Origin of the sequence: Nocardioides sp. TF02-7, assembly GCF_022437945.1 — a bacterium.
GTDB lineage: Bacteria > Actinomycetota > Actinomycetes > Propionibacteriales > Nocardioidaceae > Nocardioides.
This window is the reverse complement of sequence record NZ_CP092535.1, coordinates 3,151,213-3,173,080: the sequence shown is the minus strand read 5'-3', so window position 1 is coordinate 3,173,080 and position 21,868 is coordinate 3,151,213. Positions and strand designations below refer to the sequence as shown.

Below are 21,868 nucleotides of genomic sequence, written 5' to 3'. Positions count from 1 at the left end.
GAGCGGCCAGGTGCCCGGCTCCTCGGGCGCCGCGCTCGTGCCCTCCTCGGAGGCCGGCTCGTCGCCGCCGCTGTCGTCGCCGCCGCAGGCGGCGAGCCCAGGCTGAGGGCGGTGAGGGCGGCGGTGATGCTGGCGAGCGAGCGAACGTCACGCACGTCGGAACTCCGATCGTCGGTTCGTGCTGGTGGGGATGACTTCGATTGTGCGGCCGGCCGGCGGTCAGCCGAGGCTCGACCCGCCGTCGACGTAGAGCGTCTGCCCGGTGACGTACGACGCCTCGTCGCTGGCCAGGAAGCACACCGCGGCCGCGATGTCCTCGGGGTGGCCGACGCGCTTGACCGGGTTGGCCTCCGCGTTGAGCCGGCGGAACTCCTCGACGTCGAGCTTGAGGCGGGCCGCCGTCGCGTCGGTCATCTCGGTCGCGATGAAGCCGGGGGCCACCGCGTTGACGTTGATGCCGAAGGGGCCGAGCTCGATGCCGAGCGTGCGGGTGAAGCCCTGGATGCCCATCTTGGCCGCGGAGTAGTTGGCCTGGCCGCGGTTGCCGAGCGCGGAGATGCTGGAGATGTTGACGACCTTGCCGTACTTCTGCTCGACGAAGTGCCGCTGGGCCGCCTTGGTCATCAGGAACGCGCCCTTGAGGTGCACGTTCATCACCAGGTCCCAATCGTCCTCGGTCATCTTGAACAGCAGGTTGTCGCGGGTGACGCCGGCGTTGTTGACCAGCACGTGGATCCCGCCCAGCTCGGCGACGACGCGCTCGATCGCGGCGTCGACGCCGACCTCGTCGGCGACGTCGCAGCCGACGCCGACGGCCTTCGCGCCGTCGATGAGCGGCAGCCGGCCGGCGGCCTCGGCGGCCGCCGTCTCGTCGAGGTCGACGAGGGCGACCGAGGCACCCTCCTCGGCGAACCGGGCGGCGGTGCCGAACCCGATGCCCCGCGCCGCGCCGGTGACGACCACGACCCGTCCGTCGAAACGACCCATCTGCTCCTCCTCGGTGGCGGGCCGCAGGGCCCGTGCTTCCGGTCGGCGGGCAAGCCTACGAGACGGTCCCCCGGACCGGTGCGGTCCGGGCGGCAGCGGGGGTCGACGGCCGGGCCGGCAGCGGGGGTCAGCGGCAGGGTCAGCGGCCGGCCGGCGGCAGCGCCGCGCGGAGCCGCTCGGCGTACGCCGCGGGCTCGCCGTCGGCGTACTTCGTGCGCGGCCAGAAGAAGCCGCGCAGCCCGTCGCCCTTGGTGCGCGGCACGACGTGGAGGTGCAGGTGGGGCACCGACTGGCTGACGACGTTGTTCATCGCGACGAAGCTGCCCTGGGCGCCGAGCCCGTCCATGACCGCGGTCGCGAGCCGCTGCGCCGCCTCGAGGAACCCGTCGCGCAGCGCGGCCGGCAGGTCGGGCAGCGTCACCACGTGCGCGCGCGGCACCAGCAGCACGTGACCCTTGAACACCGGCCGGCGATCGAGGAACGCCACCAGCTCCGGCTCGTCGAGCACGACGTCGGCGGGCGTGTCGCCCGCGACGATCGAGCAGAAGACGCAGTCGGCCACGTCCCGGACTCTAGGTGATCACCGGGGGTTCGGCGCTGCGCACTTCTACCCACGACCCCGCCCACCGGATGGGCATTCCGCCCGAAGCGGGCGGTGGCGGGCGCTTCCTAGCGTGGAGGCTCCCGAGCCGAGGAGGAGAAGTGGACACCACCCCCACCCACGTCGAGACCGTGATCATCGGCGCCGGCCAGGCCGGCCTCGCGACCGCCTACCACCTGCGTCGACGCGGCCGCGACTGTCTCGTCGTCGACGCCGCCGACCGGATCGGCGACCAGTGGCGCCGTCAGTGGGACACGCTGCGCCTCTACTCCCCCGCCCGCTACGACGGCCTGCCGGGGCTTCCGTTCCCCGCCCGCCCGTGGACGTTCCCCGGGAAGGACGAGGTGGCCGACTACCTCGAGGCGTACGCCGAGCACCACCGGCTACCGGTGCTGCTCGGCACCCGCGTGGAGACGCTGGACGCCGCGCTCGACGGTGGCTTCACCGTGAACTGCTCGACCGGCACGCTGCGCTGCGACAACGTGGTGGTGGCGACCGGGACGTTCGGACGGACCCCGGCCGTCCCCGACTTCGCCGCCGACCTCGACCCCGCGGTCCTGCAGCTGCACTCCAGCGAGTACCGCCGGCCGGCCCAGCTCCGCGACGGCCCGGTGCTCGTCGTCGGGGCCTCCCACTCGGGCACCGACGTCGCCCACGAGGTCGCCGCGACCCGGCCGACGATCCTGGCCGGCCGCGACTGCGGCCAGGTCCCGTTCCGCATCGAGTCGCCCGCCGGGCGGGTGCTGTTCCCACTGCTCGTCCTCGCCTGGCGGCACCTGCTCACCCGACGGACGCCGCTGGGCCGGCGGATGATGCCGCACGTGCGCTTCCACGGAGGCCCGATGATCCGCGTGCGGCGCGCCGACCTCCGCGCGCGGGGCGTCGAGCGGCTCACCGACCGGGTCACCGGGGTGCGCGACGGGCTGCCGGTGGTCGGCGACCGGGCGGTCGAGGTGGCGAACGTCGTGTGGGCGACCGGGTTCCGGCAGTCCTTCGACTGGATCCGGTTGCCCGTGATCGGTGCCGACGGCTGGCCGCTGGAGGTGCGGGGGGTCGTCGACTCCGCGCCCGGGCTGTACTTCTGCGGCCTGTCCTTCCAGTACGCGTTCAGCTCGATGGTGCTGCCGGGCGTCGGGCGCGACGCCGACCACGTGGCACGACGGATCGCGGAGCGGAGCGGCCGGCCGGAGCCGGCGCGCCGGCTCGAGGCCGCCTGACCTCGAGAAGCCGGCTGCCCCCTCCCGCGACGGTCCGGGCGGTCCTATCCTCGAGCTGGAGGTTCACGCATGGGCGTGGTCGAGGAGCTGGTTCGCGCACGGGAGACCTACGAGCGCGGCGACTGGGCGGCGGCGTACGAGGCCTGGTCGGGGACGCCGCCGGACGCCATGAACGCCGCCGACCTCGGCGCCCTGGCGACGACGGCATTCCTCCTCGGACGCACCGACGACTCCATCTCCGCCCTGCAGCGCGCCTTCCGGCTCGAGGTCGCCGCAGGCGAGCCGACCGCCGCCGTCCGCTCCGCGTTCCACCTCGCCATGGCCAACGTCACGGCGGGCGCCCCGACGGTCGCGGCCGGGTGGACGGCCCAGGCGGTGCGGCTGCTCGGCGAGCTCGACCGGGACGTCGTCGAGCGGGGGTACGTCGAGTTCCTCCTCATGTTCCGCGACATCGGCGACGGCGACTGGGACGCCGCCGCCGCTCGCGCCGCCGTGGCCGCTGACCACGCTCGCCGCCACGGCGACCTCGACCTCCTGTCCGTCGCGCTGGCCGCGCTCGGCCGGACCACCCTCCAGGGCGGCCGGGTCCCGGATGGCCTCCGGCTCTTCGACGAGGCGATGACCGTCATCGCTCCGGGGGAGGGTGTCACCGGTGATGGCAGGGCACGCCTACTGCGTGATGATCGAGGGCTGCCAGGAGGTGTCGGACCTCGGCCGGGCATCGGCGTGGACCGCCGCGCTCAGCCGCTGGTGCAGCAGCCAACCGGGCCTGGTCGCGTTCACGGGACAGTGCGCGGTCCACCGCGGCCAGATCATGCGCCTGCACGGCGCGTTCGCCGCGGCCGTCACCGAGTTCGACGACGCGGTGCGGCGCTACCAGGCGGTGGGGACCCCGGTCGCCGCTGGTCTCGCCCTGGCCGAGCGTGGCGACGTGCTGCGGCTGCTCGGCGACCTCGACGCCGCGGAGGCGAGCTATGACCGGGCCGCGGCCCACGGCTTCGAGCCCCAGCCCGGCCTCGCCCTCCTGTGGCTGGCCCGGGGCGGCACACGCGCGGCCGCGGCCGCCGCCCGCCGGCTCGTCGCCGAGATCACCGACCCCGTCCACCGGTCGCGGCTGCTCCCGGCTGCGGTCGAGATCGCGCTCGCGACCGGCGACGCCGGGACGGCCCGGACGCTGGCCGACGAGCTGGGCCGCACCGCCACCGCCTTCGGGTGCTCGGCGCTCCAGGCGATGGCCGGCTATGCGGCCGGCGGCGTCGAGCTGGACGCCGGCGACCCGGCGGGCGCCCTCCCCTACCTGCGCAAGGCGCGAGCACTGTGGAACGCGCTCGACGGTCCCTACGAGGCGGCGCGGGCGCAGATGCGGATCGCGCTCGCTCTGCGCGCGCTCGGGGACGAGGGGTCGGCAGCCGCCGAGCTGAACGCGGCCCGCCGGGTGCTCGAGGAGCTCGGAGCGGAGCCGGCGGCACGCGAGGCCGCCGCCCTCCTGCTGCCGGGGGTGCTGCCCGACGGCCTCACAGCGCGGGAGGCAGAGGTGCTGCGGCTGGTCGCGGCCGGCAGGAGCAACGCCCAGATCGCCACCGCGCTCGTGCTCAGCGAGAAGACGGTCGCCCGGCACCTCAGCAACATCTTCACCAAGATCGGCGTCTCGTCGCGGACCGCCGCCGCGGCGTACGCGTTCGACCGCCGGCTCACGTGACCCGGGCACCACCCCGCCCGGTCAGTGGCACACGGCGTCGCCGCAGCCGGGGACGCGCAGCAGGCGGCCGTTGCGCGGCACGGCGTCGAAGTGGTGGGCGTCGCGGACGCCGTAGGTCCACCGCAGGCCGTGCCGGGCCATGATCTGCACGACGCGGTGCCCGCGGGAGCGCCAGGCGACGCGCGGGTGCGACCGGCCGACCCACCACCGGTTGGGCACCCAGCCGTGGGAGGCACGGTAGGGGTTCTCCCACGGGTTGACGTCGAGCGACCGGCCGTAGGAGTGGGGGGACCGGACGCCGGGCCGGCCGACGACGTCCCGGCAGTTGAACGCGGACGTGTTGCCGGCGGCCATCGACGCGTAGTCGTCGCCGCCGCCCAGCCGGCGCGACCACCCGAACCGGTCCACCCGGTGCATCGTCCGGATCGGGAGCCGGGCGCGGTACATGTCGGCCAGCGCCGCCGCCATCTGGTGCACCACCGAGGCGGCCGCGACCAGCTCGCCGCGCTTGCGGTAGCCGCTGTAGTCCCAGAAGTTGATCGTCAGCAGCCGCAGCCCCGCCCGGCCGACGGGGCAGCCGCGGTGCCAGGTGCGACCGGTCATCTGGCGCCAGACCCGGTCGGGGATCCGGGTGACCCGCGGGTTGGGTCCGTTCCCGACCGCCGGCGGGGAGGACAGCTTGCGGCGCGGCGGCGGGGCGGCGCCGGGCAGTCGCACCCGGACGCCCGGCGGGAGGTTGTCGAGGGCGTGGACGGTGCTGACGTCGCCGGTCACCCACGGCAGGCCCCGGGCGACGGCGCGCCACCGGGTGTCGGTGCGGGGGCGCCACCGTCCGCGACGCCCGGCCGGCAGCGTTCGTGCGCAGCACGGCGACCGTCCGCCACCGCCGGTCGACCCGCCGCTGGAGGTGCACCCGACCCTGGACCGGCTCCCCCGCAGCGGTCGTCCACCGCACCCGCAGCCGGGCGCTCCGCTCGTCGACGAACGAAGCCGGGCCGGCGATCCGCACCCTGCCCTGCCGCTTGCGCAGCCGCAGCCCGGCGTCGGCGACGGCGGGCTCGAGCTCCACGTCACCGGCGTACGACGCCCGCACCCGGTTGTCCGCCGGCCGCCGGCTCAGCTCGACCACCTGGCCGGCCGCGCCGCCGGCGTCGGTCGTCACCGTGCCGAGCGGCCGCCACGTGCCGCCCACCCGCCGCTGCAGGACCACCGGCGCCCCGGCGACCGGGGCGCCGTCCGCGAGCAGGCGCACGGTGAGGGTCGTGGTGGAGCCGGCGTGGGCGGCGGGCGCCGAGAGCCGGAGCTCGGTCGGCGTCGCGGCGCGGGCGGGCGCCGCCGGGCCGGCGTACGGCCCGAGCACGAGGCCGAGGCACAGGACGAGGGGGATCCACAGCCGCGCGCGCATGCGGCCGTTGTTACCCCGATCGGACAGAGTCATGTGGGACCTAGGTCCCGCTCGGGCGGCGCGCGGTCGCGCCACGCGGCGGGTGGCCCTAGCCTGCCACGGGACATCCGGGAGGGACCTTGAGCACGACGACGGCCGCGCCACGATGGCGCAAGCCCAAGCCCGCGGCGGTGCTGCCGCCACAAGGGCGGCACCTGGTGTCGCGGTTCACCTACGGCACGACGCCGCGGCTGGTCGCGCAGGTCGACCGCGCCGGTGCGTCGAAGTGGTTCGAGCGGCAGCTCCACCCCGGTCGGATCGACGACCCGGCGGGCGCCCGGCTCGACCGCTGGTGGCCGCAGCTGCGGATGACGCCGCAGCAGCTGTGGGACCGCGACCAGCGTGGCGTGCAGCCGGGCTGGGAGCTGGTGCGCGACTACTCCTCGTGGCTGCTGACCCGCCGGATCTCCTCCGAGCGCCAGGTGCACGAGGTGATGGCGGCGTTCTGGGAGAACCACCTCCACATCCCGCACGGCGCGGACGCGTGGCCCTGGCGGCCGTCGTACGGCCGGGCGGTGCGGGCCCGGGCGCTGGGCCGGTTCGACGACCTCCTCGTCGCCGCCGTCACCCACCCGGCGATGCTGGCGTGGCTCGACGGCGTGCAGTCGACGAAGACCGCCCCCAACGAGAACCTCGGCCGCGAGCTGCTCGAGCTGTTCACCGTCGGCGTCGGCAACTTCAAGGGAGGCCGACGTCAAGAACGCCGCTCTCGTGCTGACCGGCTGGTACGTCGACCTGTTCGGCAGCTGGGAGCCCTCCTACCGGGCGGACCGCCACCACGTCGGGAAGGTGAAGGTGCTCGGCTTCTCCCACGCCAACTCCTCCCCCGACGGCCGCGCGGTCACCAAGGCGATGCTCCGCTACCTCGCCCGGCACCCCGCGACGGCGCGGCACCTGGCCCACAAGCTGGCGGTGAAGTTCGTCTCCGACGACCCGCCGGCCCGGCTGGTGCGCCGCCTCGCCGACACCTACCTCGACCACGACACCCGGATCGCGCCGGTGCTGCGCGCGCTGGTGCGGTCGCCGGAGTTCCGCGAGTCGGCCGGCGAGAAGCTGCGCGACCCGGTCGAGGACCTGGTGGCGACCTACCGTGCGCTCGGGATCCGGTTCCGCCGGCCCGGCGGCGGTCGCGTCGCGACCGAGGCGATCGTCTGGCAGACCGGGAGCCTCGGCCTCCAGGTCGGCGACTGGCCGCGCCCCGACGGCGCGCCGCTCGACAACGCGCCGTGGGCGACCACGCTGCGGGCGCTCGGGTCGGCCAACCTGCACTACACGGTGGCGCACGGCTGGTGGCCCAACGCCGAGTCGGGCGCGATTCACCGGCCGGCACGGGCCTGGGTGCCGCGGCTGCCGATCCGCTTCGACGCCCTGGTCGACCACCTCTCTCGCGTGCTGCTCGGCCGCCCGGCCGGCCGCGGCCTGGTCGAGGCCGCGTGCGTGGCGATGGAGATGCGGCCCGGCGAGAAGGTGCGGGCCGACCACCCGCTGCTGCAGTGGCGGATGGGGCGCCTGCTCAGCACGATGCTCGACTCCCCCGCCCACTTCCACCGATGAGCCGATCGACGAGGTCCGCCGTGTCCCAGCCCGACCAGCCGTGCGGCTGCCCGGAGTTCACCAGCGTCAACCGGCGCAGCCTGCTGCGCGGCGGCCTCGCCGTCGCGGGCCTGACCACCGTCTTCGGCTCCACCGTCGTCAGCCGGAGCACGCGGGCCGCGGCCGCCACCAGCGCCGCCGCGCCGGTCGAGCCGTGGACGATCGTCGTGCTCTCGCTGCGGGGCGCGGCCGACGGGCTCTCGCTCGTCGTGCCGCACGCCGACGAGGTCTACTACCGCGCCCGGCCCCGGATCCACGTGCCCTCCGACCGGCTGCTGGCGAAGGACGGCATGTTCGGGCTGCACCCGGCGCTCGCGCCGCTGCTGCCGCTGTGGCAGTCGGGCCGGCTCGCGGCCGTCCACGCGACCGGCCTCCCGGTCGCCAACCGCTCCCACTTCTCGGCCATGGAGCAGCTCGAGGACGCCGCGCCCGGCTCGGCCACGCGCTCCGGGTGGCTCAACCGGCTGCTCGGCGGCACCGCCGCGACGACGCCGGTCGAGGGCGTCGCCGTGGGCTCGCTGCCCACCGCCCTCTACGGCGGGCAGTCGGTGATCGCGCTCGAGGACGTCGACGACGTCGACGTCGACGGCGCCGAGTCGCTCGCGGCCAACGACCCGCGGCTCGCCAGCCTGCGCCGGATGTGGGGCGGCAACCGGTCGGAGATGGGCCGCGGCATGCGGTCGGCGCTCGACACGGTGCGGCGGTTCGAGCCAGTGCGGCGGACCGCCGACCCGAGCGCGTCGTACCCCGACACCGACCTGGGCCGGGCCCTCGGCAGCGTCGCCCGCACGATCCGCGGCGATGTCGGCACCTCCGTCTTCACCGTCGACCACGGCGACTGGGACATGCACACCTACGTCGGCCGGCCCGACGACGGCTGGATGCACGACAACGCCACCGAGCTCGCCGAGGGCATCGCCGCGTTCTTCGCCGACCTCGGGGCGCTCGGCGACCGGGTGACGCTCGTGACGATCAGCGAGTTCGGCCGCCGTACGGTCGAGAACGCCTCCCAGGGCCTCGACCACGGCTGGGGCAACGTCATGTTCCTCGCCGGCGCGCAGGTGAAGGGCGGCCGCTACTACGCCGAGTGGCCGGGCCTGACCGAGACCCACGACGCCGACCTGCCCGTCACCCTCGACTACCGCAGCGTGCTCGCCGAGGTCGTCAGCGCCCGCACCGGGGTGTCGACGGCGACCGTGTTCCCCGGGTTCACCCCGGAGCCGGTCGGCGTGATGCGGGCCTGAGGGTCGGGGCGGTCCGCCGAGGCCGCGGGCGCGACGTGACGGGCAAACCTCCACTTGTCCGGCATTGCTTTGCCCGACAAGTTGAGGTTTCCCCGGTCGGCCGGGGAAACCTCACGTCGCCGGCCACCCCACCACCGCCACCCCACCACCACCAGCCCCACCAACCCCGTCCCCTCCCCGCCCACGGACGTCGTAGGTTTGGCCGCATGCGCATCGCCATCGTCGGCGGCCACGGCAAGGTCGCCCTGCACCTCCACCCGCTCCTGGTCGACGCCGGGCACACGCCGGTCGCTCTCGTCCGCAAGGAGGAGTACCGCGCCGAGCTCGAGGGGCTGGGCGCGGAGGTCCGCCTGCTCGACATCGAGAACCAGGGGGTCGACGCGTTCGCGGCCGCCTTCGAGGGCTGTGAGGCCGTGGTGTTCTCCGCCGGCGGCGGGCCCGACGGCAACATCGAGCGCAAGCGCACCGTCGACCTCGAGGGCTCGCTGAAGTCGATCGACGCCGCGCACGAGGTCGGCATCCGCCGCTTCGTCCAGGTGTCGGCCATCGCGGTCGACGAGCCCGATGTCGAGGCCGCGTCGGAGGTCTGGCTGGCCTACGTCGCCGCCAAGCGCGACTCCGACGTCGCGCTGCGCGACAGTGGCCTGGACTGGACGATCATCCGCCCCGGCCGGCTCACCGACGAGGCGGGCACCGGCCGGGTCGCCCTGGGCCAGCGCCTGCCGCACGAGGACGTCCCCCGCGCCGACGTCGCAGCGGTGGTCGCCGCGTCGCTGGCCGACGACAGCTCGATCGGGCACCAGTGGGACCTGATCTCCGGCGACACCCCGGTCGCGGAGGCGGTGCGCGCCGCGGCTGCCGGCTGAGGCGGCGCCTCAGCCCCGCTGCTGGCGCAGCGGGAACAGCCGCCGGAGCACGTCGGCGACGGTGACCACCCCGAGCATCGACGCGGCGTCGGTCGGGTCGGTGACCACCACCAGCTGGTTGCTCGTCTCCCGCATCCGGCCGAGCGCGGCGTAGACCCTCGTGTCGGCGGGCAGCCGCAGAACCTCCCGGGTGAGCGGTCCGATCCCCGTGTCCGGCTCGGCCTCGAGCGTGTCGCGCACGTGCACCACACCCGCGGCGCTCCGGCCGTCACCGACCAGGATCCGCAGGTGGCCCGAGCGGCGGCTCGCCTCCTGCACGTCCGCCACCCGCGCGTCCGAGGGGACGGCCGTCGGCGGCGTCGGGCTCACCAGCTCGCCGACCGTGAGGGTCTCGAGCTCCAGTGCGCCGGAGAGCTGCGCGGAGAACGACGCGTCGAGCGCACCGACGTTGGCGGAGTGCTCGACGAGCTGCCGCAGCGCGCCCGGGTCCTGGCCGGAGGCGACCTCGTCGACCGGCTCGACGCCGACGCGGCGCAGGCACCAGTTGGCGGCGTCGTTGAGCGCGCGCAGCAGGGGGCGGGTGGTCCACATGAACCCCCCGCATCGGCAGGGCGAGGAGGGTCGCCGACCGCTCCGGGTGGGCGATCGCCCACGACTTGGGCGCCATCTCCCCCACGACCAGGTGGAGGAAGGTGACGACCACCAGGGCGAGCACGAAGCCGGCGACGTCGGCGAGCCAGTACGCCGCGCCCCAGCCCTCGAAGACCGGTGTCAGCCAGTGGTGCACGGCGGGCTTGGTGATCGCGCCGAGCGCGAGCACCGACACGGTGATGCCGAGCTGGGAGCCGGCGAGGAGGACGCTGAGCTCGGTGGAGCTGCGCAGCGCGGCCCGTGCGGCGCGGCTCGACGGGGCGGCTTCCTCGAGGCGGTGCTTCCGGGCGGCGATCAGCGCGAACTCGATCGCGACGAAGAAGGCGCTCGCGGCGATGATGACGGCGGTCGCCACGGCCACCACGACGGGGTTCTCCATCACGACCCCTCCCCCTCGCTCGTCGGGCAGGTCGAGGGTGATCCGGACGACGGCCGGCACGTGCTGCTCGACCTCGACCACCTCCATCCGCGCGAAGCGGGGCGGCGGCTCGTCGGTGCGGGCCAGGTCGCCGGGGTCGTCGGGCAGGCGCACCTCGACGACGGTCCCCGGCTCGGGGAGCCGGCCGTGCTCGGCGATCACCAGGCCGGCGAGGGTCTGGTAGTCGCCCGTCGGGAGGTCGTGGCCGATCGTGCGCTCCACCTCGTCGACCGGGACGTCGCCGGGCACCGACCACGAGCCCGCCGCGTCGGCGACGGTCGGGGCGTGGTCGTGGGGGTCGTCGTGCTCGTCGGTGAGCTCGCCGACCAGCTCCTCGGCCAGGTCCTCCAGGGTGAGGACGCCGACGAACCCGCCGTACTCGTCGACGACGGCGGCGAGCTCGTTGCGCGTGCGGGCGAGCTCCTCGAGCGCGTCGGGCAGGGCCATCCGGGTCGGTACGACGAGCGGCGGGCGCACCACGTCGGCGAGGGCGGCGCCGGGCGCGGCGGTGAGGAGGTCGCCGAGGTGCACCACGCCGACCACCCCGTCCTCGGCGTCCAGGACGGGATAGCGGGAGTGGCCGGTCGACATCAGCCGTCGTACCTCGGCGACGTCGGTTCCGGTGGCCACGACGTCGACCCGCGGCCGGGGCACCATCGCGTGCTCGACGTCGCGGGTCGGGAAGTCGAGCACCCGGTCGAGCAGCACCGACAGCTCCGCGGGCAGGTCGCCGGACTCGCGGGAGTCGGCCACGATGTGCTCGAGGTCGCGCGCGGTCGCGGAGTGCTCGACGTCGTGCACCGGCTCGATCCCCACCGCCTTCAGCAGCAGGTTGGACGCCTGGTCGAAGACCCAGATCAGCGGCCCCGTGACCCGCAGGTAGCCCAGCGTCGAGCGCGCCAGGCGGTCGGCGACCGGCTCCGGGCGGGCGATGGCCAGGTTCTTGGGGAACAGCTCGCCGAAGAGCATCTGCACGACGGTGGAGAAGGCGAGCGCGAGCACGGTGCCGACCGCGACGCCGACAGCCGTCGGAACCCCCACGCCGCCCAGCAGCGAGCCCAGCGCGTCGCCGACCAGCGGCTCGGCGACGTACCCGACGAGCAGCCCGGTCACCGTGATGCCCAGCTGGGCCCCGGAGAGCATGAACGAGGTGCGGCGCGTGACCCGCAGGGCGCGCTCCGCGGAGGTGTCGCCCGCCGCGGCCCTCGCCTTCAGCCGCGACCGGTCGACCGCCATGAAGGCGAACTCCTGGGCCACGAAGTAGCCGGTCGCCGCGGTGATCGCGAGCACCACGACGAGGCCCAGCAGCAGGGTGAGCAATGCGGTCATCGGCCACCCGCCCCTACGACGTCAGCGTCGTGTCGAGGTCGGGTGGCCGTCGCTGGTCGGGGCTTCTTCTTGCGCATCGTGTCGGGCTCAACGAACCGGGCGGCGCACCGGTTCCCGACCGTTGCGGTCGAGCACCTCAGGGCCGCAACGCCGCGCTGAGCGCGATCAGCGTGTCCTCGACCATGCGGTAGTAGGCCCAGCGGCCGCGCTGCTCGCGCACCACCAGGCCGGCGTCGACGAGCTGCTTCATGTGGTGGGGAGACCGTCGGCTGGGCGAGCCCGACCGGGTCGACCAGGTCGCAGATGCACGCCTCGCGCTCCGGCTGGGCGGCGATCAGCGACAGCAGACGGACGCGGGTCGGGTCGCCCAGCGCCTTGAACATCCGGGCCAGCCGCTGCGCCTCCTCGGCGTCGAGCGCGCCGCCGGTGACCGGCGAGCAGCACACGCCGGTGTCGACCAGCGGCAAGGAGACGGTCGGCGAGGTCATGCACCTATCGTGCCACACCTATTGACAGACGTCGATGCATCGACGATTCTCGATGCATCGACGTTCACCGATGCGAGGAGGTTGGGTCATGACGACCGCGAGCGGAGCCAGCAGGACGACCGACGATCTGCGCGAGGAGGTCCGCGCCCGCTACGCCGAGGCCGCGACCGCCGTGGGCCGCGGCCGCACCAACGCCGAGGTCAACGACGCCCTCCAGGTCGTCGACGACGGCTGCGGCACGTCCTGCTGCACCGGCGAGGTCGCCGTCGACGAGTCCTTCGGGGCCGTGCTCTACAGCAGCGACGACCAGGCCGACCTGCCCGCGGAGGCCGTCGCCGCGAGCCTCGGCTGCGGAAACCCGACCGCCGTGGCGGCGCTCCGCCCGGGCGAACGCGTCCTCGACCTCGGCTCCGGCGGCGGGATCGACGTGCTCCTCTCCGCCCGCCGGGTCGGGGAGACCGGCTTCGCCTACGGCGTCGACATGACCGACGAGATGCTCGATCTCGCCCGGGCCAACGCCGCGAAGGCCGGCGCCACCAACGTCGAGTTCCTCAAGGGCACGATCGAGGACGTCCCTCTCCCCGACGCCGCCGTCGACGTCGTGATCTCCAACTGCGTCATCAACCTCTCCGTCGACAAGCCGAAGGTGATCACCGAGATGCACCGCGTGCTGGTGCCGGGCGGGCGCATCGGCATCTCCGACGTGGTCGCCGAGGACCACCTCTCGCCGGCCGAGCGGGCCGAGCGCGGCTCCTACGTCGGCTGCATCGCGGGCGCCCTGTCCCGCCGCGAGTACCTCGACGGCCTCGCGGCGGCCGGTTTCGTCGACGCCGAGGTGGAGTTCACCCACGAGGCTGCCCCCGGCATGCACGGCGCGATCATCCGCGCCCGCAAGCCGGCGTGACCGCCGTCCCCGAGACCGATCGGCTCACCCGGCGGCTGCCCACCCTCGACCGGTACCTCCCGGTCTGGATCGGCCTGGCGATGCTCGCCGGGCTCCTGCTGGGCCGCGGGGTGCCCGGCATCGCGGAGGCCCTCGACGCGATCACGGTCGGCTCGGTCTCGCTGCCGATCGCCGTCGGCCTGCTGGTGATGATGTACCCGGTGCTGGCCAAGGTGCGGTACGACGAGGTCGGGCTCGTCGCCCGGGACACCCGGCTGATGGCGCTGTCCCTCGTGCTGAACTGGTTGGTCGGCCCGGCCCTGATGTTCGTGCTCGCGTGGGCGCTCCTCCCCGACCTGCCGGAGTACCGCACCGGGCTGGTCATCGTCGGTCTGGCCCGGTGCATCGCCATGGTGATCATCTGGAACGACCTCGCGTGCGGCGACCGCGAGGCGGCCGCCGTCCTGGTCGCCGTCAACTCGGTCTTCCAGGTGCTGGCGTTCGCCCTGCTCGGCTGGTTCTACCTCGACCTCCTGCCTGGCTGGCTCGGCCTCCCGACCAGCGGCCTCGACGTGTCGCCGTGGGAGATCGCCCGCAGCGTCGTGGTCTTCCTCGGCGTGCCCCTCGCGGCCGGCTACCTGACCCGCCGGGTCGGCGAGCGACGCCGCGGGCGGGACTGGTACGAGCAGCGACTCCTCCCCGCCTCGGCCCGTGGGCGCTCTACGGGCTGCTGTTCACGATCGTCGTCCTCTTCGCCCTCCAGGGCGAGACGATCACCAGCCGGCCGTTCGACGTCGCCCGGATCGCGGCGCCTCTGGTCGTCTACTTCGCGCTGATGTGGGCGGGGTCGTTGTGGCTGGCCCGGCAGGTCGGGCTGGGCTACGCCCGGTCCACGACGGTCGCGTTCACCGCGGCCGGCAACAACTTCGAGCTCGCCATCGCCGTGGCGATCGCCGTCTTCGGCGTCACCAGCGGCCAGGCCCTGGCCGGTGTCGTCGGGCCGCTCATCGAGGTCCCCGTCCTCGTCGGACTCGTCTACGTCAGTCTCCGGAGCCGCCGCTGGTTCGCCGACACCCGAGAAGGAGCCACCCCATGACCGACGACTCCACAGCACGCACCCCACAGGTGGTCTTCGCCTGCGTCCGCAACGGCGGCCGCTCCGTCATTGCCCGGCTGCTCACCGAGCACTACGCCGCCGGTCGGGTGGTGGCGCTCTCCGCGGGCACCCAGCCCGGGGAGCACGTCCACCGCGAGGTGGCCCACGTCCTCGAGCAGCTCGGTCTCGACACCTCCCGCGAGCACCCGAAGCTGCTCACCATGGAGATGGTCGCCGCCAGCGACCTCGCGATCACCCTCGGCTGCGGCGAGGAGTGCCCCTACGTGCCGGGCGTGACCTACCGCGACTGGCCCGTCGACGACCCCGGCGGCCGGGACGACGCCACCGTGCGCCGGATCGTCGCCGATCTCGACGGCCGGGTCCGCGACCTGCTGCACGAGCTGGCGCCCGACCTCGACCTGCCGCCGTCGGTGGTGGCGGCCGGTGCCTAGTCCGACCCGGCGACCAGCTCGAGACCGACCTCCGACGCGTTGTCGAAGGAGTCGTCGATCGTGACCGGCGAGCGCCCGGCCGCGGCCAGCAGGGAGGCCGCGATCGAGGCGCGGTAGCCGCTGGCGCAGTGCACCCACACCTCACCGTCGGGCACGTCGGCGAGCCGGCGCGGCAGCTCGTGGATCGCGATGTTGACGGACCCGGCGACGGCGGCCTTCTCGTGCTCGTCGGCCCGGCGTACGTCGAGGACCACGACGTCGCGGTGGTGGCGCACCTGGGCGAGCTCGGCGAAGGTCGCGGTCGGGAAGCTGCCCAGTGCGCCGTCCGCCCACTTCTCCGGACCACCCGTGGCCTGGGCCGCCGGGCGGTCGATGCCGATCCGGACCAGCTCGCGCTGCGCGGAGGCGACGTCCTCGGCGGTCTCACCAAGCAGGGTCACCGGGGTGCCCCACTCGATGAGCCACCCCAGGTAGGTGGAGAACGCCCCGTCGAGGCCGAAGTTGAGGGTGCCCGGCGCGTGACCGGCCGCGAACGCCGTCCGGTTGCGCAGGTCGACGACCCACTCGCCGGCCTCGATCCGGCGCCGCAGCTCGGTGGCGTCGGCCTCCTCGACCGGGGACAGGTCCGGCGCCGACGGGCCGGCGGCGTTCGCCGGGCTCATGTGCACGTAGTAGGCCGGCCAGGCACCCAGCCCGTCGAGCAGCTCGCGGACGTAGGTCTCCTCGTCCTGGGTCAGCACCGGGTTGGACCGCTTCTCCTCCCCCGATCGTCGAGGCGGTGGCGTCGGACTGGGTGGCGGAGCAGAACGACCCGAACCCGTGGGTCGGGTAGACGTCGGCCTCGTCGGGCAGCTCGGCGGCCAGCCGGTGCGCGGAGGCGTGCTGGTGCCGCACCAGCGCGTCGGTGTGCTCCGCGCCGAGCAGGTCCGGCCGCCCCGTGGCGCCGTAGAGCAACGAGCCGCCGGTGAACACGGCGTACGGCTCCTCACGGTCGCTCAGCGCGTAGGAGAGGTGGGTGAAGGTGTGACCGGGGGTGGCGATGGCGCGGACCCGCATCCGGTCGCCGACCTCGACCACCTCGCCGTCCGCGATCGGGGTGCGGTCGAAGGAGACCTGGTCCTCGCTGTTGACCAGGTACGCCGCCCCGGTGGCGCGGGCGAGGGCGAGCCCGCCGGTGACGTAGTCGTTGTGGATGTGGGTCTCGAAGACGTGGGTCAGCCGGACGCCGTCGTCGGCGAGCACCTCCAGCACCCGGTCGACGTCGCGCTGCGGGTCGACGACGAACGCCACCTCGCCGTCGTGCACGACGTAGCTGCGGTCGCCCAGGGAGGGCGTCTCCAACGTGCGGACCGTCAGGCCGGCGGCAGGATGCTCGGACGTCATCCCGCCATCTTCCCCCGCGACCGAAGGAGGTCCGCCGCGCAACGGCGTGCCGCGCACGAATCGACGGCCGGCAACTGGGTACCAGCCCGACATGGCAATCATCGGATTCCTCGTGTTCGGCCTCATCGTCGGCGCCCTCGCGCGCCTCATCAAGCCCGGCCGCCAGAACCTCGGGCTCCTCGGGACGCTCGTGCTCGGCGTGATCGGCTCGCTGATCGGCGGCATCGTCGCCTCCGCCCTCGGCACCGGCGACATCTTCGAGCTCAACATCCTCGGCGCGATCGTGGCGATCGTCGCCGCGGTGCTGCTCATCGGCGTCGTCGAGGGCTTCATGGGCAAGAACAAGAAGCGCTCCCCGTCTGAGCCGACCCACTCACCTGACGAACAGCGAAGGGCCCCGACCACGTAGGTGGTCGGGGCCCTTCTGCGTCCGCGTCCGGGTCAGCGGCGCGGGCGGTCGCGCCACGCGGCGGTCGCCCACAGTGCCCACACGACCAGCAGGGGCTGGAAGAACAGCCGCACTAGGCGCTTGGTGTCGGTGTCGAGGCCGAACCCGTCGTTGCCCTCGACGTACTGCGCGATGTTGCCGGGGAAGATCGCCACGAAGAAGGCAGCCACCACCCACCCGACCGGCACCCGCCCGCGCGCCCAGGCGAGCAGCGCGGTGCCGAGCCCGATCTCCACGATGCCGGACACGACGACCACCGGGTCGTCGTCCACCGGGAACCAGCCCGGCACCTGGGCGGAGAACTCCTCGCGCGCGAAGGTCAGGTGGCTGACGCCGGCGTACGCGAGGGCGGCCCCGAGCGCCAGCCGCGCCACCGTGCGCGGTCGCGAGGTGGGCGGCGCGTCCAGCAGTGACGTCATGGACAGAGCGTAGGTCGCGGCTGTCCGGCCGACCGGGCGCGTCGTCGGCCGTCGTGCGCTCGTGTCACACCCGCCGCTCCTGCGGTGTCCCCATGGCAGCGACACCTGATCGCCGGCGGGAAGCGCCGGCCCGCACCCGGAGGGAGCTCGTCCCATGTCGACTCACGCAATCGTCACCCTGCTCGCTGCCGCGATGGTGGGGTTCTCGGCCATCTCGGTCCTCGTCCACGCGAAGTGGGTGGTCGAGCCGCTGGCGGACTACGGCGTCCCGCGGACGTGGTGGCCGTGGCTCGGGGCGGCGAAGGCGGCCGGCGCCCTCGGGCTCCTCGCCGGCCTGGCCGTGCCCGCGATCGGCGTGACGGCCGGCGTCTGCCTGGTGCTGTACTTCGTGGGAGCCGTGACGACCGTGCTGCGGGCGCGGTCGTTCGCCCACGTGCCGTTCCCGCTGCTGTACGCCGCCCCGGTCGTGGGCTCCCTGGCCGTCGGCGCTGCCTGAGGAGCGGCGTACCAGGCAGGTCGGCTCACCCGTCGTCACCCCGCTCCCAACGGCTGGAGGTCGAACCGCCCCCAGGCCAGGAACGCGAACAGGCTGATGAACACCAGGTCGCCGGCCAGGAGCGTCCACTCGCCCCGCCGGAACCGGGTGGTGCCGGCACCGGCCATGAACAGCATCAGCCCGCACGCGGCGAGCGGTGTGAGCACCGGCGCGACGTCGAGCGCCGCCGGCACGACCAGTCCCACGGCGCCGACGACCTTGATCGTGCCGATGATCCTCAGGTGCGTGTCGCCGAAGTCGTCGACCCAGTACTGGCTGTGGCCCAGGGCGCGGTACTTCTCCCTCGGCAGGAGCAGCAGGCTGGTGCCGCCGGCGGTGTAGGCGAGGGCGAGCACGCCGGCGAGGATCCACAGGGTGAGGTCCACGGTTCCTCCTTCTCTGTTACGTCGGCCCTTCCGGGCCCGTCGTGTTGGATGACGGAGCCGGACGAGGAGAGGTAACGATGAGTGACGAGGCGTCGCAGGCGGAGGAGTTCCAGGACCAGCGCGCGCGGCTGCTGGCCATCGCCTCGCGGGTGCTGGGAGACCGCACCGAGGCCGAGGACGTCGTGCAGGAGGCGTGGCTGCGCCTGGCCCGCCAGCAGCCGGGGTCGGTCGACAACGTCGCCGGGTGGCTGACGACCGTCGTCGGCAGGCTGAGCATCGACGCGCTTCGTTCGCGATCGGCCCGCCGCGAGGTCCCGTACGACGACCGGCCGCCCGCGCCGGTCGTCACCGAGGACGTCGTCCCGGCCGGGGACGATCCCGCCGACCAGGCGGTGCAGGCCGAGTCGCTCGGGCTCGCCCTGCTCGTGGTGCTGGGCTCGCTAGGGCCCGAGGAGCGGCTGGCCTTCGTGCTGCACGACCTGTTCGCCGTGCCGTTCGCGGACGTCGGCCCGATCATCGGCAAGTCCTCCGACGCCGCGAAGATGGCGGCCAGCCGCGCGCGCCGCAAGGTCCAGGGCGCGACACCGCCCGCCGCCGACCTCCAGCAGCAGCGGCGGGTGGTCGACGCCTTCCTCGCCGCGGCCCGTGACGGCGACTTCGAGGCCCTGCTCTCGGTCCTCGACCCCGACCTGACCTGGCAGGTGGAGAACCCGAGCGGCGCCACCGTCACCCGCGGCCGCGATGAGCTCGTCCGGGCGGTCCTGCGCGGCGGCGGCCTCGGCTACACCGCCCGCCGTGTCCTCGTCGACGGCCGGCCCGGCATCCTCGCGTGGGGCCCGACCGGCGAGCCGGCCGGCCTGATGCGGTGCACCGTCGAGAACGGCCGGATGACGAGGATCGAGTCGCTCACCGGACGGGAGCGGCTGCGCGGCGTCGACCTGCCGCCGACTCCGGCCCCGGAGCGGTGAGCACCGAACCGGTGATCCGTCAGCCGCCGAACAGGCCCTCCACGTCGGGGAGACCGACGAACCGCGAGAACGTACCTTCACCGGCGATCTCCTCCGCGGCCGCCAGGAAGCCGCCCCACGCGGTGCGCGCCAGCGTGCCGCCGACGCTGATCCGCCGCACGCCCAGCTCGGCTGCCTCCGCGACCGTGGTGAACGGCGCGTTGATCAGGAGGTTCACCGGCTTCGGCGCCACGGCGGACACGATCGCCTCGACGTGCTCGAGCCGGTCGGTGCGGGGCGCGTAGAGGCAGTCCGCGCCCGCCTCGGCGTACGCCTGCAGTCGCCGGATGGTCTCGTCGATGTCGGGCCGCCCGCAGACGAAGCCCTCGGACCGGCCGGTGAGCACGACCCCGGTCCCGCTCTCGTCGATCGCCCTGCGCACGGCCTCGATCCTGCGCACCGACAGGTCGCGGTCGAGCAGCGGCTCCGTCGGGTCTCCTGACGCGTCCTCGATCGACAGCCCGGCGATGCCGGTGTCGACGGCCAGGGCCACGTTCGCCGCCACGCCCTCCGGCTCGACCGCGTAGCCGCCCTGGAAGTCCGCGTTGACCGGCACCGACACGGCAGCCGCCACCAGCCGCAGGTGGTCGAGCACCGCGTCGAGCGTGACCTCGTTGTCCGCCAACCCCTGCGACCACGCCAGCCCCGCGCTCGTCGTCGCCAGCGCAGGGAACCCCATCCGCTCCAGCATCCGCGCCGTCCCGACGTCCCAGGGGTTGGGCATGACGAAGCAACCCTCGGCGTGGAGTCGGCGGAACGCGGCGACCCGGTCCTCGTGCGTTCTCATGTGTCACCTCACCTCGACGGGGGGTTGCACTGTACGCCTCGCGCGTCGGCCCTGGACACGACGAAGGCCCCGGCGGATCACCCGCCGGGGCCTGGTGTCGCTGAGCTGTGGTGATCGTGGATGGTGCGTGGTGGTGGAGCTGGCGGGAATCGAACCCGCGTCCTCGAGCGCCGAACCAGGTCTTCTCCGGGTGCAGTCAGTGCTGTCGTGTTGCTCGGCCCCGGCGCTCGCACTGACACGTCGCCGACAGGCCCAGCCGGGTTTGAGTCCCGCGCCGCCCTCCCGGCGAGAGCGACGCAGCGAGTCTCCTAGTCGACGCCAGGGTCAGGGACGGAGACGGATGCCCTGTCTGACGCTTCGATCACTGCTCAGGCAGCGAGAGCGAAGGAACTGCGCTTGGAATCGGCAGTTATTGGTTTCCAGCGAACGTTTACGAGATGACGCTGGCTTCTCGACCCGCTTCCCCTGGAACCAACGTCCCAAGTCGAAACCGATCAGCCCCTCTTGAGTTGTGCACGACCCATCTTACGGACCCGACCGACCGAACGCCTCATCGTTTCCACCGAGGCCCTCCGCGCCGTCGAGCCCGAGCAACCGGCTCGCATTGTCCCAACACACCGCCCGCAGCCAATGTTCCCCGAGGTCGAGGGCGGCGAGCTGGTCGAGCTGGTCGGCGTAGGCGAACGGGAGGGTCGGGAAGTCGGAGCCGTAGACGACCCGCTCCTGCAGGTCGCGGAGCCGCGGGACCAGGTCGCGCGGGTAGCCGCCGTCCTCGGCGAAGAAGTCGCTGAAGGCCATCGAGGTGTCGAGGTGGACGCGGTCGTGGCGCTCGGCGAGGTCGAGGAACTCCGCGCACTCCGGCGACCCCATGTGGGCGACCACCAGCACCAGCCGCGGGTGCCGGGCGAGCAGCCGGGCGGTGGCGGCCGGGCCGGTGTAGGCGTTGCCGACCGGCCCGGAGCCGACGTGGGCGACCACCGGCACGCCGGCGTCGGCGAGCGTCCCCCACACCGGGTCGAGCGCCGGGTCGTCGACGTGGAACTCCCCCGACCTGCGCGTGCACCTTGAACGCCTGCACGCCGGCGGCGACCAGCGCGTCGACGTACGCCGGCGCCTCGGGCTCGGGGTAGAAGGTCGCGGTCCACACCGCCTCCGGCACCGAGGCGGCGAAGTCGCGCGACCAGTCGTTGAGGTAGGTGGCGACGCCGGGCTTGTGGGCGTAGGGGCAGCGTCGTGAACCGCCGCACGCCGAGGTCGCGCAGCAGCGCCACCCGCTCCTCCGGCGGCTGCCGGTAGGTGATCGGCCACGGGCGGCCGATCTTCTCCCCCGCCGTGTCGAACTCCCGCCACACCGCGCGCTCGATCGGCGGCGGCAGGAAGTGGACGTGGAGGTCGAGCAGCCCGGGGAGGCCCAGCCCGCGCCAGAACGCGCGGACCCGCGCGACCTCAGTCACGCATGCCCTTCAGCCGCCGGCCGAGCTCGACCTGCTTCTCGCGGTCGGCCTCCCGGGGAGGCGATGGTCTGCCGCTTGTCCCACGACTTCTTGCCCTTCGCGAGGCCGATCTCGACCTTGGCACGGCCCCTGACGAAGTAGAGCGACAGCGGGATGACCGTGTGGCCCTTCTCGCTGACCTTGCGCTCGATCTTCTCGATCTCCGACTTGTGGAGCAGCAGCTTGCGCTTGCGCCGGGCGGCGTGGTTGGTCCAGGTGCCCTGGGCGTACTCCGGGATGTGGATGCCGTGCAGCCAGGCCTCGCCGCCGTCGATGTCGACGAACCCGTCGGTCAGAGTGGCGCGGCCCATCCGCAGCGACTTCACCTCGGTGCCCTGCAGGACCAGGCCGGCCTCGAAGACGTCCTCGATGTGGTAGTCGTGGCGCGCCTTGCGGTTCGACGCGATCATCTTGCGCGCGTCGCCCGCGTCCTTCGCCGCAC

23 protein-coding genes, 1 other RNA gene and 3 pseudogenes are annotated in these 21,868 nt (G+C 73.8%); 12 read left to right on the top strand and 15 right to left on the bottom strand.

Annotated features, from left to right (window positions below):
* Positions 1–219 precede the first annotated feature (219 nt).
* Both MF408_RS16250 and MF408_RS16245 read right to left on the bottom strand, forming a co-directional pair.
* A complete protein-coding gene (locus MF408_RS16250; RefSeq protein WP_240248569.1) occupies positions 220–987 on the bottom strand; it encodes an SDR family NAD(P)-dependent oxidoreductase in 768 nt (255 codons plus the stop codon).
* A 139-nt stretch (positions 988–1,126) separates the two neighbouring features.
* The gene (locus tag MF408_RS16245) at positions 1,127–1,549 is read right to left on the bottom strand and encodes an HIT family protein (RefSeq protein WP_240248568.1); all 423 of its coding nucleotides are present in this window, start codon (positions 1,547–1,549) and stop codon (positions 1,127–1,129) included.
* Between the two features lie 140 nt (positions 1,550–1,689).
* Between MF408_RS16245 and MF408_RS16240 the strand changes: the two genes are divergently transcribed.
* The 3 genes from MF408_RS16240 (at position 1,690) to MF408_RS16230 (ending at position 4,504) form a co-directional block, all read left to right on the top strand.
* Positions 1,690–2,805 (top strand): NAD(P)/FAD-dependent oxidoreductase, encoded by a 1,116-nt coding sequence (locus MF408_RS16240; protein ID WP_240248567.1) that lies wholly within the window; start codon positions 1,690–1,692, stop codon positions 2,803–2,805.
* 69 nt (positions 2,806–2,874) lie between these two features.
* Positions 2,875–3,783, top strand: coding sequence for a hypothetical protein (locus MF408_RS16235; protein WP_240248566.1), 909 nt, complete (start codon positions 2,875–2,877; stop codon positions 3,781–3,783).
* A complete protein-coding gene (locus MF408_RS16230; RefSeq protein ID WP_240248565.1) occupies positions 3,737–4,504 on the top strand; it encodes a helix-turn-helix transcriptional regulator in 768 nt (255 codons plus the stop codon). Before MF408_RS16235 ends, MF408_RS16230 begins: the two co-directional genes overlap by 47 nt.
* Positions 4,505–4,525: 21 nt before the next feature.
* On the opposite strand, the gene MF408_RS16225 is transcribed toward MF408_RS16230, so the two are convergent.
* On the bottom strand, positions 4,526–5,278 hold the full coding sequence (locus MF408_RS16225) for a M15 family metallopeptidase (RefSeq protein ID WP_240248564.1): 753 nt from the start codon (positions 5,276–5,278) through the stop codon (positions 4,526–4,528).
* Between the two features lie 1,046 nt (positions 5,279–6,324).
* A complete protein-coding gene (locus MF408_RS25655) occupies positions 6,325–6,573 on the bottom strand; it encodes a hypothetical protein (protein WP_275693197.1) in 249 nt (82 codons plus the stop codon).
* A gap of 71 nt (positions 6,574–6,644) precedes the next feature.
* Between MF408_RS25655 and MF408_RS25650 the strand changes: the two are divergent.
* The 3 genes and pseudogenes from MF408_RS25650 to MF408_RS16210 all read left to right on the top strand — a co-directional run.
* Positions 6,645–7,502: pseudogene (locus MF408_RS25650) on the top strand (DUF1800 family protein); the annotation flags it as partial.
* A 20-nt stretch (positions 7,503–7,522) separates the two neighbouring features.
* Complete coding sequence (locus tag MF408_RS16215) at positions 7,523–8,785, top strand: DUF1501 domain-containing protein (protein ID WP_240248563.1); 1,263 nt, start codon at positions 7,523–7,525, stop codon at positions 8,783–8,785.
* A gap of 206 nt (positions 8,786–8,991) precedes the next feature.
* Positions 8,992–9,651: an SDR family oxidoreductase gene (locus MF408_RS16210; protein WP_240248562.1), complete on the top strand. Its 660-nt coding sequence runs from the start codon at positions 8,992–8,994 to the stop codon at positions 9,649–9,651.
* 9 nt (positions 9,652–9,660) lie between these two features.
* On the opposite strand, the gene MF408_RS16205 is transcribed toward MF408_RS16210, so the two are convergent.
* From MF408_RS16205 to MF408_RS16195, 3 genes are read right to left on the bottom strand one after another with little or no spacing between them, the layout of a single operon-like run.
* The gene (locus MF408_RS16205; RefSeq protein WP_240248561.1) at positions 9,661–9,978 is read right to left on the bottom strand and encodes a CBS domain-containing protein; all 318 of its coding nucleotides are present in this window, start codon (positions 9,976–9,978) and stop codon (positions 9,661–9,663) included.
* Positions 9,920–12,049 (bottom strand): CNNM domain-containing protein, encoded by a 2,130-nt coding sequence (locus MF408_RS16200; protein WP_240248560.1) that lies wholly within the window; start codon positions 12,047–12,049, stop codon positions 9,920–9,922. The genes MF408_RS16205 and MF408_RS16200 overlap by 59 nt, the downstream gene beginning before the upstream one ends.
* Positions 12,046–12,537, bottom strand: a complete 492-nt coding sequence (locus MF408_RS16195) for an ArsR family transcriptional regulator (RefSeq protein WP_345893745.1) — start codon at positions 12,535–12,537, stop codon at positions 12,046–12,048. The genes MF408_RS16200 and MF408_RS16195 overlap by 4 nt, the downstream gene beginning before the upstream one ends.
* 88 nt (positions 12,538–12,625) lie before the next feature.
* Between MF408_RS16195 and arsM the strand changes: the two genes are divergently transcribed.
* From arsM to MF408_RS16180, 3 genes and pseudogenes are all read left to right on the top strand, one after another.
* Positions 12,626–13,441 (top strand): arsenite methyltransferase, encoded by an 816-nt coding sequence (gene arsM / locus MF408_RS16190; RefSeq protein ID WP_240248559.1) that lies wholly within the window; start codon positions 12,626–12,628, stop codon positions 13,439–13,441.
* Positions 13,438–14,516 (top strand): annotated as a pseudogene (arsB, locus tag MF408_RS16185) (ACR3 family arsenite efflux transporter). The gene arsM and the pseudogene arsB overlap by 4 nt, the downstream one beginning before the upstream one ends.
* A complete protein-coding gene (locus MF408_RS16180; protein WP_240248558.1) occupies positions 14,513–14,968 on the top strand; it encodes a heat-shock protein HtpX in 456 nt (151 codons plus the stop codon). Before arsB ends, MF408_RS16180 begins: the two are co-directional and overlap by 4 nt.
* Here the strand turns inward: MF408_RS16180 and MF408_RS16175 are convergent.
* Entirely contained in the window at positions 14,965–15,630 is a 666-nt protein-coding gene (locus MF408_RS16175) for a rhodanese-like domain-containing protein (RefSeq protein WP_345893744.1), read from the bottom strand. The two genes, MF408_RS16180 and MF408_RS16175, sit on opposite strands and share 4 nt — an antisense overlap.
* A gap of 217 nt (positions 15,631–15,847) precedes the next feature.
* Positions 15,848–16,351: pseudogene (locus tag MF408_RS26960) on the bottom strand (MBL fold metallo-hydrolase); the annotation flags it as partial.
* 91 nt (positions 16,352–16,442) lie between these two features.
* Here MF408_RS26960 and MF408_RS16165 point away from each other — a divergent pair.
* On the top strand, positions 16,443–16,760 hold the full coding sequence (locus MF408_RS16165; RefSeq protein WP_240248555.1) for a hypothetical protein: 318 nt from the start codon (positions 16,443–16,445) through the stop codon (positions 16,758–16,760).
* Positions 16,761–16,792: 32 nt separating this feature from the next.
* On the opposite strand, the gene MF408_RS16160 is transcribed toward MF408_RS16165, so the two are convergent.
* Positions 16,793–17,218, bottom strand: coding sequence for a hypothetical protein (locus tag MF408_RS16160; RefSeq protein WP_240248554.1), 426 nt, complete (start codon positions 17,216–17,218; stop codon positions 16,793–16,795).
* A gap of 154 nt (positions 17,219–17,372) precedes the next feature.
* Here MF408_RS16160 and MF408_RS16155 point away from each other — a divergent pair, with 154 nt between their 5' ends.
* Positions 17,373–17,714 carry a DoxX family protein gene (locus tag MF408_RS16155; protein ID WP_240248553.1) on the top strand — a complete coding sequence of 114 codons (342 nt, stop codon included), beginning with the start codon at positions 17,373–17,375 and terminating at the stop codon, positions 17,712–17,714.
* Between the two features lie 35 nt (positions 17,715–17,749).
* On the opposite strand, the gene MF408_RS16150 is transcribed toward MF408_RS16155, so the two are convergent.
* A complete protein-coding gene (locus tag MF408_RS16150) occupies positions 17,750–18,139 on the bottom strand; it encodes a DoxX family protein (protein WP_240248552.1) in 390 nt (129 codons plus the stop codon).
* A 77-nt stretch (positions 18,140–18,216) separates the two neighbouring features.
* On the opposite strand from MF408_RS16150, the gene MF408_RS16145 reads away from it, so the two are divergent.
* Complete coding sequence (locus MF408_RS16145; protein ID WP_240248551.1) at positions 18,217–19,107, top strand: sigma-70 family RNA polymerase sigma factor; 891 nt, start codon at positions 18,217–18,219, stop codon at positions 19,105–19,107.
* 19 nt (positions 19,108–19,126) lie between these two features.
* On the opposite strand, the gene MF408_RS16140 is transcribed toward MF408_RS16145, so the two are convergent.
* The 4 genes from MF408_RS16140 to smpB all read right to left on the bottom strand — a co-directional run bounded on the left by MF408_RS16140 (position 19,127) and on the right by smpB (position 21,836).
* On the bottom strand, positions 19,127–19,933 hold the full coding sequence (locus MF408_RS16140) for an isocitrate lyase/phosphoenolpyruvate mutase family protein (RefSeq protein ID WP_240248550.1): 807 nt from the start codon (positions 19,931–19,933) through the stop codon (positions 19,127–19,129).
* A 131-nt stretch (positions 19,934–20,064) separates the two neighbouring features.
* Positions 20,065–20,435, bottom strand: a transfer-messenger RNA (tmRNA) gene (gene ssrA / locus MF408_RS16135).
* Between the two features lie 23 nt (positions 20,436–20,458).
* Positions 20,459–20,944, bottom strand: a complete 486-nt coding sequence (locus MF408_RS16130) for an amidohydrolase family protein (protein WP_240248549.1) — start codon at positions 20,942–20,944, stop codon at positions 20,459–20,461.
* Between the two features lie 439 nt (positions 20,945–21,383).
* Entirely contained in the window at positions 21,384–21,836 is a 453-nt protein-coding gene (gene smpB, locus MF408_RS16125; protein WP_345893743.1) for an SsrA-binding protein SmpB, read from the bottom strand.
* Between the last annotated feature and the right edge of the window lie 32 nt (positions 21,837–21,868).

Coding starts and splice junctions, on each gene's coding strand:
- MF408_RS16140 (WP_240248550.1), bottom strand. CDS start 19,933: ATGAGAACGCACGAGGACCGGGTCGCCGCGTTCCGCCGACTCCACGCC.
- smpB (WP_345893743.1), bottom strand. CDS start 21,836: ATGATCGCGTCGAACCGCAAGGCGCGCCACGACTACCACATCGAGGAC.
- MF408_RS16165 (WP_240248555.1), top strand. CDS start 16,443: ATGGCAATCATCGGATTCCTCGTGTTCGGCCTCATCGTCGGCGCCCTC.
- MF408_RS16145 (WP_240248551.1), top strand. CDS start 18,217: ATGAGTGACGAGGCGTCGCAGGCGGAGGAGTTCCAGGACCAGCGCGCG.
- arsM (WP_240248559.1), top strand. CDS start 12,626: ATGACGACCGCGAGCGGAGCCAGCAGGACGACCGACGATCTGCGCGAG.
- MF408_RS16180 (WP_240248558.1), top strand. CDS start 14,513: ATGACCGACGACTCCACAGCACGCACCCCACAGGTGGTCTTCGCCTGC.
- MF408_RS16160 (WP_240248554.1), bottom strand. CDS start 17,218: ATGACGTCACTGCTGGACGCGCCGCCCACCTCGCGACCGCGCACGGTG.
- MF408_RS16250 (WP_240248569.1), bottom strand. CDS start 987: ATGGGTCGTTTCGACGGACGGGTCGTGGTCGTCACCGGCGCGGCGCGG.
- MF408_RS16155 (WP_240248553.1), top strand. CDS start 17,373: ATGTCGACTCACGCAATCGTCACCCTGCTCGCTGCCGCGATGGTGGGG.
- MF408_RS16210 (WP_240248562.1), top strand. CDS start 8,992: ATGCGCATCGCCATCGTCGGCGGCCACGGCAAGGTCGCCCTGCACCTC.
- MF408_RS16195 (WP_345893745.1), bottom strand. CDS start 12,537: ATGACCTCGCCGACCGTCTCCTTGCCGCTGGTCGACACCGGCGTGTGC.
- MF408_RS16200 (WP_240248560.1), bottom strand. CDS start 12,049: ATGACCGCATTGCTCACCCTGCTGCTGGGCCTCGTCGTGGTGCTCGCG.
- MF408_RS16235 (WP_240248566.1), top strand. CDS start 2,875: ATGGGCGTGGTCGAGGAGCTGGTTCGCGCACGGGAGACCTACGAGCGC.
- MF408_RS16175 (WP_345893744.1), bottom strand. CDS start 15,630: ATGAGCCCGGCGAACGCCGCCGGCCCGTCGGCGCCGGACCTGTCCCCG.